Here is a 13,636-nt window from a genome sequence, read left to right on the forward strand (position 1 = left end):
CTACCCTTTTCTCTATTCAGCGATATTCATGAGTAATTTAACTTTTTAATGTCGGGTGGTCTGTGTGATTTGGACTACACTAAAAGAATGGTGGCCGTTTTTATATCTTTGCTATCTAACAATTTAGCACTCGCGGGAGTACGATGAGCTTACAGAAATACCAAGAGCCCCCGTTATTTGAACAACATGGTTCGGCTGAAAGGCGGTTCCTTCAGCTTATTAGTGCCTTGCCAAAGGTATCGGTGCAAGGTTATGACAAGCACCGAAAAGTTATCTACTGGAATAAATCAAGTGAAGACATGTATGGCTTTCGTGAGTGCGAAGCACTAGGTCAAAAACTTGAAGATCTCATCATTCCCTCGTTCATGAAAAGTGAAGTGATAAAGTTACATCAGCGATGGATAGATTACGGTGAGGCAATTCCTTCAGACGAACTCGTGCTTGAGAAGAAAAGTGGCGAGCCTATCCATGTTTTCTCATCTCACGTCATGCTGAAAGAAGGCACAGATTCACCCGAAATGTATTGTGTGGATATTGACCTGAGTGAGCAGCACAACATCAGGCAAGAACTTGAGCGAATGGCATCCACAGATTTGTTAACCGAGTTGCCTAATCGACGCCTGTTAGAGCAGTTTTTGACGTCGTCCATCGAGGATGCATCGCGCAATGAGTCTGGCTTCGCTTTGTTTTTCATTGACTTAGATATGTTTAAAGAAGTTAATGACACGCTTGGGCATACCTGGGGTGATGAATTACTGCGCTCTGTTTCTAAGCGGTTGTCAGATTGTCTAAGCGAACAAGGCTTACTGGCTCGGTTCGGTGGAGACGAATTTGTTTTTGTCGCCACACAAGTGACCTCTGAAAATGAAAGTGCTGACATTGCTAAGAAACTTACTGAGTGTTTCAGGCAGAGCTTCGCGCTTAGCACTGAAAACGTGCATATCACTTCAAGTATCGGTATTAGTATGTACCCTAAAGACGGAAGGGAGATTGATGATCTTCTGAAAAATGCAGACGTCGCAATGTATCAGGCGAAAGCTGAAGGCCGAAACCGTTTTCATTTTTTCACCCACGCTTTAAGTCAGAAAGTTCGACAACAGCGAAGTATCGCAGCCTATCTGCATGAGTCTTTGGTTAACGATGAGTTTGAACTTTTGTATCAACCTCAAATCGATTTGCTCACTGGAAAAGTGGCATCGTGTGAAGCGCTGTTAAGGTGGCGTCCTAAAGATGAGGATAGGGCTGTTCCACCCAATATCTTCATCCCCATCGCTGAGCGCAGTGAGTTAATTGTTCACATTGGAAATTGGGTGTTAGAAAAGGCGTGCAAACAGGCACAGTTATGGAAAGAGCAGGGCATTAATATTCGCGTTGATATCAATGTTTCAGGAAAAGAGTTAGAGCAGAATGCTTATTTCGAACGCCTAAGGGAGTGTCGAGAGCGGCACGGTTTAATGCCTAAAGATATTGGGTTAGAGCTTACTGAGAATGTGCTTATTAAGTCTGACAATACGATTTTAGAGAATTTGAGAGCGCAACGCGACCAGGGCGTTGAAATATCGATTGACGACTTTGGTACGGGTTATTCTTCGCTTAGTTATTTAAAACAGTTTCCCGTTAGCCACTTAAAAATAGATCGTTCATTTTTAAGAGGTGCACCGGAAAATGCCTACGATAGCGCGTTAATGGAGGCTATCGTGAATGTTGGTCACAAACTCGATTTAAACATTGTTGTTGAAGGCGTGGAAACTCAAAATCAATCGAACTACTGCAAGTCTCTTAACGTTGAATATGTGCAAGGCTTTCTGTATTCAAAACCCATTAGCTCTGACGCCATTGTAAAGCTGCTTAACGAACAGTAAATGCGGTTCAAAGGAGGTGTATATGAAAGAGATTTTCACAACACCACCTTAAACGTTTCATCGAATCGACGCACAATAAATTCGTATAAAGCGCGGGGGCTCACATAAAGCGTCAATACTTATCCTGACGTTCAGTGCCTCAGACCAGCGAGCTTACACTTAGTACATTGTCCAAAGTGAGGGTTTAGAAAAGTAATAGCCTTGTTGGTGTTCAACGTCTAGTTTGCTCAGTGCAACAGACTCAGCCTCGTTTTCTACCATTTCCGCAATAACATGGATATTAAGGCCTTTCGCAATATTGATAAGGCTAGAGACAAATAACTGATTATCTTTGTTGGTATGAATTCCCTGGGTTAGCCGTCCCGAAAGCTTAACGAATTGAGGCTGAATTGCCCTTAAACCCGCAAGCGAGGCAAAGTTATCGCCAAAGTGCTCTATGGTAATTCTACAGCCCAGCTGTATGAGTTGACGGCAAAAGTTCTCGGCTACTTCTCGATGGTGAATAAGCGCTGCATCTTCGACTTCAAAAATAAGTCTTGGGCATAGCGTTTCCCGGGTTCGAAGCTCTTCAATTAACCATTTTCTAAACTCGCCGTTGGCAATTGAGGCGTTACTAATATTTATAGCAACCTGATGAGACGTTACCGTTAGTTTTTTAAACACGATGCCTGCTACCAACTTATCGACTTGAGGAATAAGGTCCAATCGCTCTGATGCGGGGATAAGTTGCGCCATGGGTATAACATCATTGGTGTCTTTGTCTTTAAATCGAGCAAACGTTTCGTAATATGCTGGTGCGTTTCGCTCTACATTCATCACGGGTTGAATGAGAATATCGGCATATTGCTGCGACACGATGTAATTGAGGCGCTCACGCCATTTTGTATTGCTATGAACCTGAGACACTTCTGAAGAAAACTGCCATCCTTTTTGCGTTTTCATTGCCGCCATCAACGCACTGTCAGCACTTTCCATTACCTGCTGTAACGACATTTGGCTAGAAAAACGTGTAACGCCCATCCACGTTGCTTTGCTTCCATCTCGAAGTGGCGTGGCGTTTGCAAACTGCTTCGACATATTTTCTAACATCAAATCCCGTTCGTCCCGCCCCATAATTTCACTTATCAAGGCGAAATCTCCGCCTGATAACCGAAATACAAAGCCACTTTTGCAATTGTGCTTCGCCTCATGCACAAGAAAGTCCGCGATAGATTTTACATAATTGTCACCAGCTAACATGCCCAACTTAGTATTTATAGTGGTAAGTTGAGCGAGCCTGATGAGAATAAGCTCTTTTTCCTGGAAATTAGACGTGTCAGACAACAGCGCGCGAGTGTGTCGCTCGAATGCACTGCGGTTCGACAACTTCGTCAATGTATCTTTATTGGCTTCTGTTTTGAATCGCTCAGATTGCTGAGCAATGTCATTAAATTTTGATGCTAACGACGTGGTTAGGGTGTTCACTGTGCTGGTAAGTTGGCGGTAATCTGTTGTAAACGCATTTACCTGCGAGGGGGTGAAGTCGTGGCTATTTATCTCATTAAGCTTCTTAATGGTGTTGGCAATGGGGCGCCTAGCAAATTTGGTTACCGTGACGATATATAGCGCGAGGGCGAAAAATAGCCCACAAAAGATAACAGCATTTTTGATGAGAATAGCGGTGATTTCAGTGTAGATATAAGACGTGTCAGACGTAACTAACAAATAACCATCATTGTTCGAAAAAGGAATTTTTTTGTTAACGGCAGGCGCGGAGTCCAGCTGTAAGTACCAATTAGGAACAATAATGTTAGGCGAGCGCTCGTACTTCGCAAACACATTTCCTTCGACATCAATGACTTTGGCTGCAGATAAAAACGGCTGCAATACCATTTGACGAAGCATGGCATCAATCACTGATTGCTTCGACTGAGAAGACAAGGCAGAGGTTTGTAAGACGGTTGTTTCGTAACGCAGCCGTGCTTCTTCAGCTTCTTGCTCGATTGACACTGAAGTGCGAGATTTTATTTCGCTTAGCTCAATACTCGACAACACCGTAAATGCTAAAAGCATAAGGGCAAAAACGCCCAAATTAATTTGACTAGACAGCTTCATTGCTAGCAGTTAGCTCCTTTAACTGAGAAATTTATTATTCGCCTCAACCAAATCGAGTACTATCACTTTGATTGAGGCTTTTGTTATACCCGCCAATAGTGCCTAAGCGGCGAATAATAAATGTACTGCAAAACATAGAGTTAAGCGAGCAATTAAAGCCCAGAATAATGAAGCAAGCGCTGTTTATTAGCTACTCACCTTTCGTCTAACCACCAGGTTTTGTTCGGAGCTTCGCCTGCACCCTTAACCGGAACAACTTCGCCAAAGATAGGAATACTGGTGGGAACACCCTTAGCACCAGCAAGGTCTGTGATTTTTATTAAAGGCTCATTCCAATTATGTAGTGCTAAATCAAAGGTACTGTTGTGCACGGGCATCATGACACTAGCTTGAATATCAATATGGGCTTGCAAGCTCTCTTCAGGCAGCATGTGAATGTCAGACCATAGCTCGTTGTACGCACCGGTTTCAATCATCGATAAATCAAACGGACCGTACTTTTCACCAATGGCTTTAAATCCGTCAAAATAGCCCGAGTCACCGCTGTAAAAGATATTGGTATTTGCAGACTTGATAACCCAACTTGCCCAAAGAGTTTCGTCTCTATCAAATAAACCTCGTCCTGAGAAATGCTGAGACGGTGTGGCCACTATTTCAATGTCGCTCACTTTTGTACTTTGCCACCAACTTAGCTCAACAACTTTATTTGCATCCACACCCCAGTCACGTAAATGATTGCCTACTTTTAGCGGTGTAATAAACACGTCGACTTTGTTTTTTAGTATTTCAATACTGCCCTTATCTAAATGGTCGTAATGATCGTGACTTATGATAACGGCATCTAATTTAGGCAAGTCTTCCAGTGAAATTGGCGCTTGGTGGAAACGCTTGGGTCCCATCCATTGGACGGGAGAAGCACGCTCACTAAAGACCGGATCGATCAAGATATAACGTTTGGCAAGTTTCAATAGGGTAGTAGAGTGGCCAAGCTTTATCACGCTGTCTTCTGCAACTGCGTCAAGCATCTGTGGTGTAAGTGCCGACACGGGTATGTCAAACGCTGGCGTTGCAGCATCTCTATTGTCACGAAAATACGCTTTGGTGACTTTCCACATGTCTCGCCACGTCGTTTTATATTCAATATGAGTATTAGTGAATTTTTCAGGTTGCGGCGCGCTTGTAGCAAGGGTGTTTGAAGAACCACAGAAAGATGTCATAAATAAAACTCCAACAAGAAAGCGTGTGCTATTAAAAACGGGCATGCTCTCACCTTAATTAAAAAGTATACTGCACAGTGTAGTTTACCCATAATAAACTAATTTTGTTAAAAGTAAACTGGTGGGTGTAGTTTTTGTTGAGAAGGATAGATTGCAGCTAAGCGATAGTATGCAGCCAGCATGAGTAGACTCTCCTCATACTGGCTGTTAACAATATTAGGTTCGCACCGTTTTTGCGCTACCTACACGAACTAGCGCACAACTAATCAAATTTGTTGTGCGTACTTTTTATTCTGACTTTATACCGTGGAACGTACAGTGCAGCACAGGCAATATAAGCAGTGTAAGTACGGTGGCAACGGTCAGACCAAATACAATAACAACTGCCATTGACGCGAAGAACGCATCAGAAAACAGCGGGATCATACCCAGTATGGTGGTGATGGCTGCCATTGAAACGGGACGTACACGAGATACTGACGCGGCTACTACGGCATCGAATGCGCCACTGTTACCCTTTGCCTGTACGTTTATTTCTTCCATTAATACGATCCCGTTTTTAAGCACCATACCAATAAGGCTTAAGCTGCCGAGCAGCGCCATGAACGTAAAGGGTGCACCAACTAACACCAACCCGCCAATAATGCCGATAGTGGTGAGTGGTATTACGCCCCATATCGCTAACGCCTGACGAAGCTTGCCAAACAGCAAAACGGTGATAATGAACATACCTAATATACCAATAGGCATACTTGCAAATAGGGCGCTTTGTGCGTCTGTTGAGGTCTCGTATTCGCCGCCCCATTCAATGTGGTAGCCATCAGGCAGTTTAAGCTCTTCTACAAGAGGGCGAACTTTAGCTTGCACACTCGCGGCCGTCTCACCGGATAAAGGCATGGGCTCTGCATAAACCGCTAGCATCCGCACCCGGTTGCGGCGTTTGATGATAGGGTTATCAAGCGATACATCCACATTGCTGATAACATCAGCCATGCTTATATATTTACCTTGTTCTTGGCTCCATACGTTGAGCGAGGCGAGGTTATCTATGTCATAGCGCTGGTTTGGATCGTTGCGCATGACAATAGGTATTAAATCGCTGCCTTCGCGGTAAAGGCCCACAGTCTCACCTTCATTGTTGAGTAAAAATGCGGTGTGAACGGCATCTCGCGTTACGCCGATACGCCTGGCTTGTTCTTCCAGAAACACAGGTTCAACAAATGGGACTTTGTTGCTCCACGATAGCCGCACGCTGTCCATGGTTTTCTCTGCTTGGAATATGGCTTCAATGTCGCTGCTTATCTCACGTAAAACTTCAGGTTCTGGCCCGTAGATCCTCGCTTCAATAGCTGCTTTTGCAGAAGGGCCTACTTGAAGTGCTTTTACCTTATATTGCACATTAGGGAAGTCTTCTCGCACCAGCTCGATAATTTCTCGCATACGAGCATCACGAGACTCAACCGTATCAGTTTCAACGATAAGCTGACCATAACTGGCATATCTGTCTTCTGGCGCATAGGTGAGGGTAAGGCGCTGTGCTCCACCGCCAATAACGCTTGTTACGTTGGCGATATTCTCCATGCCTAACACGTTGTCTTCTAAGCGACGAATAGACTGCTCGGTGGTTAAGATGTCGCTACCTTCAGGCAACCATAAATCGACGAAAAACAGCGGTGTGGATGAATCTGGGAAAAATGCATTTTTTACGAATTTACCTGACGCCATGCTGCCTACTAATGCAACAAGTACCAGTACAATTGTCACGTAACGATGATTGATAGCAGCAGTAAGCACACGCTTGTATACCGTAAAAATAATGCCCTTATATGGGTCGTCATCTTGGTCATTAGCTCCGCGCTCTTTTTCAGTTTTAAACAGTAAGTCGAAAAAGAAGGGGGTAATGGTAAGTGCGGTGATCCAACTTAAGAAAAGCGAAAAGCAAAGTACCCAGAAGAGGGAGCCGACGAATTCACCTGTGGCATCTGGCGATAGACCAATTGGCGCAAAAGCGGTAATGGCAATCACAGTCGCGCCAAGCAGCGGCAACCCATTTTGCGACACCACGTCTTTTGCCGCCTGAAGTTTGGTTTGCCCTTTTCTCACACCAATCAACATGCCTTCGGTTACCACGATGGCGTTGTCGACCAACATGCCAAGAGCAATAATAAGCGCACCCAAAGAGATTTTTTGCAACTCAATGCCTTTTACCGACATCAATATAAAGGTGCCGAGAATGGTAAGCACAAGAATGAGCCCCATCAGAACGCCACTGCGCCAGCCCATGAAAAGTAGCAGCACGAAAATAACGATGGCCACGGCTTCAACAAGGTTAATAAGAAAGCCAGTTACAGAATCGTCGACCACTGTAGGCTGGTTATAAACGGTATCCAGCGTCATACCTAGGGGCATACGCTGCTCTAGCTCGGCAATTTTGCTATCAAGTCGTTTACCTACATCAACTACATTTACCGCCGACGCGAACGATACACCAATTGACAGGGCCGGCGTGCCAGAACTGTGATAAAGGATTGAAGGGGTATCGTTAAGCTTGCGCTCAATAGTCGCGATATCTGTTAAGCGAATAAGGCCGCTTGCAGGTGAGCCAATTACCACCTGACCTAACGCCTCTAGGTTATCAAATTCGCCAGTGGGCTGTATGGACAGGCGCTTGCCCTGAACCTTAATCGAACCCGCGTTGCCCACTACATTTTGCGCGGTTAAAAGGCCAGCAATGGATTCTGCAGAAACGTTTAGGGTTTTCATTTTATCGTGATCTAACGACACAATAATCTGTTCATTAACGGTACCGGCAATCGACACCTTTTTTACACCGTCAACAAGCTGAATCTCTCGCTGCATTAAATCTGCAAAGTCTTCCATTTGCTTAAGGGAGTAGTCTTCGCTTTTAAGAGTAAGCAGCAGGCCAAAAACGTCACCAAAGTCATCATTCACAATCGAGGTGCTGGTGCCAGGTGGCAGCGATGCTTGTGCATCGCCCACTTTACGGCGCAAGTTGTCCCAGTATTGCTCTAGGTCCTTGGCCTGGACACTGCTTTTAAGCTCAACGGTAATTTGCGATAACCCAACCATGTTTACTGAGCTAATTCGTTTCACGTTGGGTATACGCTGAATCGCCTTTTCAAGCTGCAGCGTCACTTCTTCCTCAACTTGCTCAGGCGTTGCCCCTGGGTATTGAGTAATAACCAGAGCATTTCTAATGGTGAATTCGGGAAACTCTAGCTGACCTAAGCCAAGAAAAGTCACAATGCCGCCAACACCCAAGATGATGGCGACCATCCAGCTAATTACTTTTTGACGAAAAAAATACTCGACCATGGCTTATAGGCCCCCTTCTTTCGTCCACTCCGTAACAGCTTGGCCTTCTTTTACAAGATGAGCTCCAGCAGCAACGATTTTATCATCGTCGTTTAGCGGGCCTTCAACTAACAGACCGTTGGAAATACCGCGCGTAATCATCACTTCTACTGCTTCTACGGTGCCCTTCGTCGCGTCGCTATCACTGGGTTTAAAACGCCATACAATCGCTTTGTCTGGATCTGCATTGTCGGTAACCACCGCACCAAAAGGCACTAGCCAAAGTTTTGCGTTAGACTCAATGAGTTTCGACATATCAAGTAATACGGTGGCGCTCATGCCCGCTAGAACATTGATGTCGTCTGGTTCTGGCAGAGTAATTGTTACCTCATAGCTAAGCTCGCCTTGTCGCGTGGTGCTTTCGTGATCCTTATACATGGCCGCGTAACGCTTGTCTGGCATACCTGAAAAGCTCACCCATGCCATTTCAGATGTTCGATTTTCACGGGCTCGTGAGCGATCAATCATACGCATTTTTTGCTCTGGCAATTGAAACGTAACGTCGATTGCACCCGGCATATGAAGCTCGGCAATGGTTTGCTGCGGTACAATGACTTGGTAATTTTCAACAGGAACAGACGCAATAAGCCCCGCAAACGGTGCGCGAAGCTCCGTATAGCTTAGCTGGTCCTGTGCGTTGGTCAGACTGGCTTTAGCGGCTAAAAAATTGGCTTTCGCTTCATCAAACGTAGAGCGGCTTACCGCGCCTTTTTCAACGGAAGCCTCCATACGTTCAAACATAGCCGATGACACGTCAAACTGAGACTGGGCAGTGGCTAACTGTGCTTTCGCGTCTCTATCATCAAGTCTAGCGATAAGCTGGTTCTCTTTAACTTCTTCACCAGCTTTTACTTTGAGTTCTTGGAGTTTGCCGCCGATGCGAAACGAAAGGTTCGAATATTCAGCCGCTTCCACTTGCCCCGGGAATTTAGCGATGGTTTCGTCTGAGTGCTGCACTTTATAAAGCGTTACCGGTGTTGATGAGACTGCTTTGGGAGGCGTGGGGGCTTCTTCACACGCACTTAATCCAGCGAGTGCAGTAAATACCATCACAGTGCGCAGGGCTAAGCTGTGAAAGAGACTTTTTTCAGACAACATGGTAACTCTCCATTTAAATAGACCACTTTTTATTCCCACTAAGGCAATGGGTTATCTTGTACAAGGCGCGTGTTAACTTCTGAACGTGAAAGATAAAAAGCCAATATACGACAAGTTTGATATACATACAGGTTATAGCGCTTTTTTCCCTTTTCGATCAGCTTTTTGTTTATTTTTACAAGGCGATAGTATGCTACCACCCATAAATATTCGTGGGTGTCCGGTCACTATCAGACAATTACCTTCTCGAAATACCGCCGACTAGTTCGCAATTCACCCTAATCAGGGTTTTCATCGGGCGCTAGTTTTTCAGCATAGCCTTTAGGCGGTGGCGTCCAGCCACGCATTTTCGAATGCTTGTCGTGTAAATCTGCTTTTAGCGCATTTTCGATTAGCGATTCAAGTTCAATAAAGAGTTTCAGATAATTATTGTCTACTCGTTCTCCGCTGGCCTCATCCGCCCACGCGTGATACAGCACATCGTTTTGCTGAGCCTCAATATTTTTATACGCCATTTTTTGCCGTTCAACTTGGAAAGGGTGAATATTGAGTGAGCGAAGTGCCTCTGCGCCCATTTCAAGAGCGCTGTGGTACGTTTCTGATACCACAAAATCTGCGCCCAACTGGCGCAAGCGATACCCATGGCCGCGGTCAAAGGCACGCGCAAGCACTTTAATGTTAGGAAATGCGTGCTTGGCGTATTTCACCATTTCGGCAGCGGTTTCTTTATCGTCTATAGCAATAACTAATAGCGATGCTTCATGGGCGCCAGCAGTATGCAAAATGTCTGGTTTAGATGCATCGCCAAAATAGGCTTTGGTGCCAATCCGTCTGATAAGGTCTATTTGCTCAGAGCGAATATCAAGCACAACGGTATTTACATCGTTGGCCACTAAAAGACGGTTAATGATTTGTCCAAAGCGCCCAATTCCAGCAATAACGACGGTGCCTTTCTCGTCAATTTCATCTTCAGCTCGCTGTGATTTCGCGTTTTTGTAGCGAGGAATGATGGCCTTGTCGAAAAGAATAAAAAGTCCTGGCGTTAGGAACATTGAAATGGCAACAACAAGCGAGAGAACAGAAATAATGTCGCTGGGAAGCACATAGTTTTGCGAGGCAAAACTTAATAGCACAAAGCCAAATTCACCCGCCTGAGCAAGGCTTAATGTGAATAGCCATTTGTTAGTGCCTTTTATTTTAAAAATTAAGGCGATGATAAACAGCACAATGGCTTTCACAAGCATAACTGCTACGGTTAGCCCTGCTATTAGCATTGGGCTCTCACTAAGTACGGAAAAGTTAATGCCTGCGCCTACCGTTATGAAAAAGAGGCCTAACAGTAAGCCTTTAAACGGCTCGATATTAGCTTCAAGTTCATGCCTGAATTCACTGTTTGCTAAAACTACACCAGCCAAGAATGCACCAAGGGCGGGAGATAGACCTACAAGTCCCATTAGTGCTGCAATTCCTATAATGAGCATGAGCGCAGTGGCGGTAAAAATTTCCCGTAAACCCGACGCAGCAACAAACTTAAATAAGGGGCGACTTAAGTAGTGTCCTCCGATGGTTAAAAAGGCAATTGAGCTAATGATCACAAGACCTGAAGCCCAAGGGGCAAGCCCTTCAACTAAATTAAAGCTATCGTGTGATCCTGTATCGCCGCCATGTGCATTTCCTGCTTCGACCAGTTCGGGTATGGCAAGGAGGGGGATAAGCGCAAGCATGGGAATAACCGCGATATCCTGAAACAGCAACACAGAAAAAGCGCTTTTGCCTCCTTCCGTTTTTTGCAGCCCTTTTTCCTGCAACGTTTGTAAAACAATGGCAGTTGAAGAAAGGGCGAATATAAGGCCTATTGTAAGGGCAATGCTAAAAGGCTGATCAAGCAATATGGCTACGCCTGTGATAAGGGCGGTGGTTAACGCTAACTGAAGTCCGCCCAATCCCATTAGTTTTGACTTCATCGCCCACAGCGAGCGAGGCTCTAGTTCTAGCCCAACCAAAAACAGCATCATGACTACACCGAATTCAGCAAAATGTTGAATGGCAACAGTTTCGTCACCAACAAGGCCGAATATCGGGCCAATCACTAGCCCGGCTATTAAATAGCCTAGTACAGACCCTAATCCAAGACGCTTCGCAATGGGCACTGCAATTACGGCGGCGACCAAATAGATAAATGCATATAAGAAATAGCCAGTCACGTTACTCTCCTTGCGACGCACAAAGGTCTGCGAGATTCTCGATGTGCTTTGCTTTTTCTAGATTCAGGGTGTTAGTGGTCAATTTGTTTAGCAAGGTTGTCCACTTACCTCTATGTTCAGCAACGCGATGCTCTTCTTGCGCAGTACGAGAGCCAAAGATCGCAAAAGGAGCAATGTAGGTCATGTGCGTGATCTGAGCCATTTGCTCTAAAGGCTGGAGCAGTTGCCTGATGGTGTAATGATTAAAGCCATCAGTTTGATAGGCTTCTTCCTTACCGCCTGCACTTAATGCGCAAAGAAATAATTTATCTTTAAGTGCAGTGCCTTCATGCCCATAGGCAAAACCATATTCCAACACTAAATCTTGCCATTCTTTTAAGATTGAAGGTGTGGAATACCAGTAAAGTGGAAACAGAAAAACAACGACATCGTGGTCGATTAAACGCTGCTGCTCCCGTTCAATATCAATATTGAAATCTGGATACTCTGCATACAAGTCAACAGCAGTAACGTGTTTATTCATTTTTGCTTCGTGAAAAAGCGGCACATTTACTTCTGAACGGGTTTGCGCGGGGTGGGCGAAGAGAACCAGTACTTTCTTACTTTTCTTGGTGCTCTCTACATTGCTTTCAATGATGTTCTCGTCAGTCATACATTTCTACTCAGTGTTACAGCCAGCTCTCGTTGAGCTATAAGGAGCCGTTGATTTTTGATGTGCAAAACACAGCAAAGGTCAAAAGACCCTAGGTTATTCATTAATTCAATCTGTACGTTTAGAGCAAATAAGAATGTGTTTTTCCTCAAAGTTATAAGGTTACTAATATTTATTAGGTTGAAAAAAGTAACCTGATTACCATTATGTACTCACGTATAAAAACAGCTTCTAATAGAAGCGTCGACGGAACACTATTTTTAACTTTTGATTAGGGCCTGTTGACCTTTGATGTACAAATTTTGGTCTAGATGGAAGCCTTTTAATCGCGAAACAGTCCTGCAAGCCTAGTGGGCTAAGTTAAAGGACTGTAACAAAGAGTAAAAGGCTTCCATGACGACCCCTTTGGGCAGCGCCTGTGTGCCACCTATACTGCGTTGAATGTTTTCGATTTAGAACCACTAGACCGTCAAACATTCGTCTTGTCTAGATGGCACACAGACCGCTGCAAAATTGTACAGCAAAGGTCAGCAGGCCCTAGGACAGTATAAACATGAAAACACCAGTAAAAACACTCGCACTTGCATTATCTTTACTTTCTCCCCTTGTTTCTCTTTCTACTCAAGCCCTGCCGCAAGGAAGTGAGCTTAAAGCTGGGGCTGCGGTATGGAACTTGTTTGATGACGCAGACCGTTACGCATTGCATGTGGCTTATGTTCACAAACCGCTCGAATCATTTTACGGAATTCGACCAACAGTTCTCTTGGTAAACGCAGATCAAGGCCAACACTATTTCGCTGCGGGGTTGGCAAAAGACGTCTACAAATACAATGACTTTTCAGTACGCGTTGCCTTTCACGCGGGCATTGTTGATGAATCTGAAAATTTAGGCGACACCATTGAATTCTATTCATCACTTTCCGGACTCTACAATTTTTCTGAATCATTTTCGCTAGAAGCTGAAATTGGCCACATTTCTAACGGCGGGCTAGGGGACACGAACCCTGGTTCAGAATCGTTTGTAGTAAGTGCTCACTACCATTTCTAATCTCGCCTAAACAAGTTGTGCCTACTTCTTTCGTTAAACAGCCCGCTTAAAACGCGGGCTCTTCATTTTTGGCAAAAACTTTTTTA

Annotated in this window: 8 protein-coding genes; 2 read left to right on the forward strand and 6 right to left on the reverse strand. The window is 44.7% G+C overall.

What is annotated here, in order from left to right; all coding sequences use genetic code 11:
• The first annotated feature begins 143 nt into the window (after positions 1–143).
• Complete coding sequence (locus tag BZA03_RS02885) at positions 144–1,862, forward strand: EAL domain-containing protein (protein ID WP_110287919.1); 1,719 nt, start codon at positions 144–146, stop codon at positions 1,860–1,862.
• A 159-nt stretch (positions 1,863–2,021) separates the two neighbouring features.
• On the opposite strand, the gene BZA03_RS02890 is transcribed toward BZA03_RS02885, so the two are convergent.
• The 6 genes from BZA03_RS02890 to BZA03_RS02915 form a co-directional block, all read right to left on the reverse strand.
• Positions 2,022–3,956 carry an EAL domain-containing protein gene (locus BZA03_RS02890; protein WP_110287920.1) on the reverse strand — a complete coding sequence of 645 codons (1,935 nt, stop codon included), beginning with the start codon at positions 3,954–3,956 and terminating at the stop codon, positions 2,022–2,024.
• 194 nt (positions 3,957–4,150) lie between these two features.
• Complete coding sequence (locus tag BZA03_RS02895) at positions 4,151–5,218, reverse strand: MBL fold metallo-hydrolase (RefSeq protein WP_110287921.1); 1,068 nt, start codon at positions 5,216–5,218, stop codon at positions 4,151–4,153.
• 243 nt (positions 5,219–5,461) lie between these two features.
• Positions 5,462–8,509 (reverse strand): efflux RND transporter permease subunit, encoded by a 3,048-nt coding sequence (locus BZA03_RS02900; RefSeq protein WP_110287922.1) that lies wholly within the window; start codon positions 8,507–8,509, stop codon positions 5,462–5,464.
• 3 nt (positions 8,510–8,512) lie between these two features.
• The gene (locus tag BZA03_RS02905; protein ID WP_039225671.1) at positions 8,513–9,646 is read right to left on the reverse strand and encodes an efflux RND transporter periplasmic adaptor subunit; all 1,134 of its coding nucleotides are present in this window, start codon (positions 9,644–9,646) and stop codon (positions 8,513–8,515) included.
• A 278-nt stretch (positions 9,647–9,924) separates the two neighbouring features.
• Positions 9,925–11,850 (reverse strand): monovalent cation:proton antiporter-2 (CPA2) family protein, encoded by a 1,926-nt coding sequence (locus BZA03_RS02910; protein ID WP_110287923.1) that lies wholly within the window; start codon positions 11,848–11,850, stop codon positions 9,925–9,927.
• Position 11,851: 1 nt separating this feature from the next.
• A complete protein-coding gene (locus BZA03_RS02915; RefSeq protein WP_110287924.1) occupies positions 11,852–12,502 on the reverse strand; it encodes an NAD(P)H-dependent oxidoreductase in 651 nt (216 codons plus the stop codon).
• 553 nt (positions 12,503–13,055) lie between these two features.
• On the opposite strand from BZA03_RS02915, the gene BZA03_RS02920 reads away from it, so the two are divergent.
• A complete protein-coding gene (locus tag BZA03_RS02920; protein ID WP_110287925.1) occupies positions 13,056–13,550 on the forward strand; it encodes an acyloxyacyl hydrolase in 495 nt (164 codons plus the stop codon).
• Positions 13,551–13,636 lie beyond the last annotated feature (86 nt).

Origin of the sequence: Alteromonas sp. I10, from assembly GCF_003201515.1 — a bacterium.
In the GTDB taxonomy this organism is placed as follows: Bacteria; Pseudomonadota; Gammaproteobacteria; order Enterobacterales; family Alteromonadaceae; genus Alteromonas; species Alteromonas macleodii.

Excerpts from the sequence above, each read along its gene's own strand:
- BZA03_RS02885 (WP_110287919.1), top strand. The coding sequence starts at position 144 with ATGAGCTTACAGAAATACCAAGAGCCCCCGTTATTTGAACAACATGGT.
- BZA03_RS02890 (WP_110287920.1), bottom strand. The coding sequence starts at position 3,956 with ATGAAGCTGTCTAGTCAAATTAATTTGGGCGTTTTTGCCCTTATGCTT.
- BZA03_RS02895 (WP_110287921.1), bottom strand. The coding sequence starts at position 5,218 with ATGCCCGTTTTTAATAGCACACGCTTTCTTGTTGGAGTTTTATTTATG.
- BZA03_RS02900 (WP_110287922.1), bottom strand. The coding sequence starts at position 8,509 with ATGGTCGAGTATTTTTTTCGTCAAAAAGTAATTAGCTGGATGGTCGCC.
- BZA03_RS02905 (WP_039225671.1), bottom strand. The coding sequence starts at position 9,646 with ATGTTGTCTGAAAAAAGTCTCTTTCACAGCTTAGCCCTGCGCACTGTG.
- BZA03_RS02915 (WP_110287924.1), bottom strand. The coding sequence starts at position 12,502 with ATGACTGACGAGAACATCATTGAAAGCAATGTAGAGAGCACCAAGAAA.
- BZA03_RS02920 (WP_110287925.1), top strand. The coding sequence starts at position 13,056 with ATGAAAACACCAGTAAAAACACTCGCACTTGCATTATCTTTACTTTCT.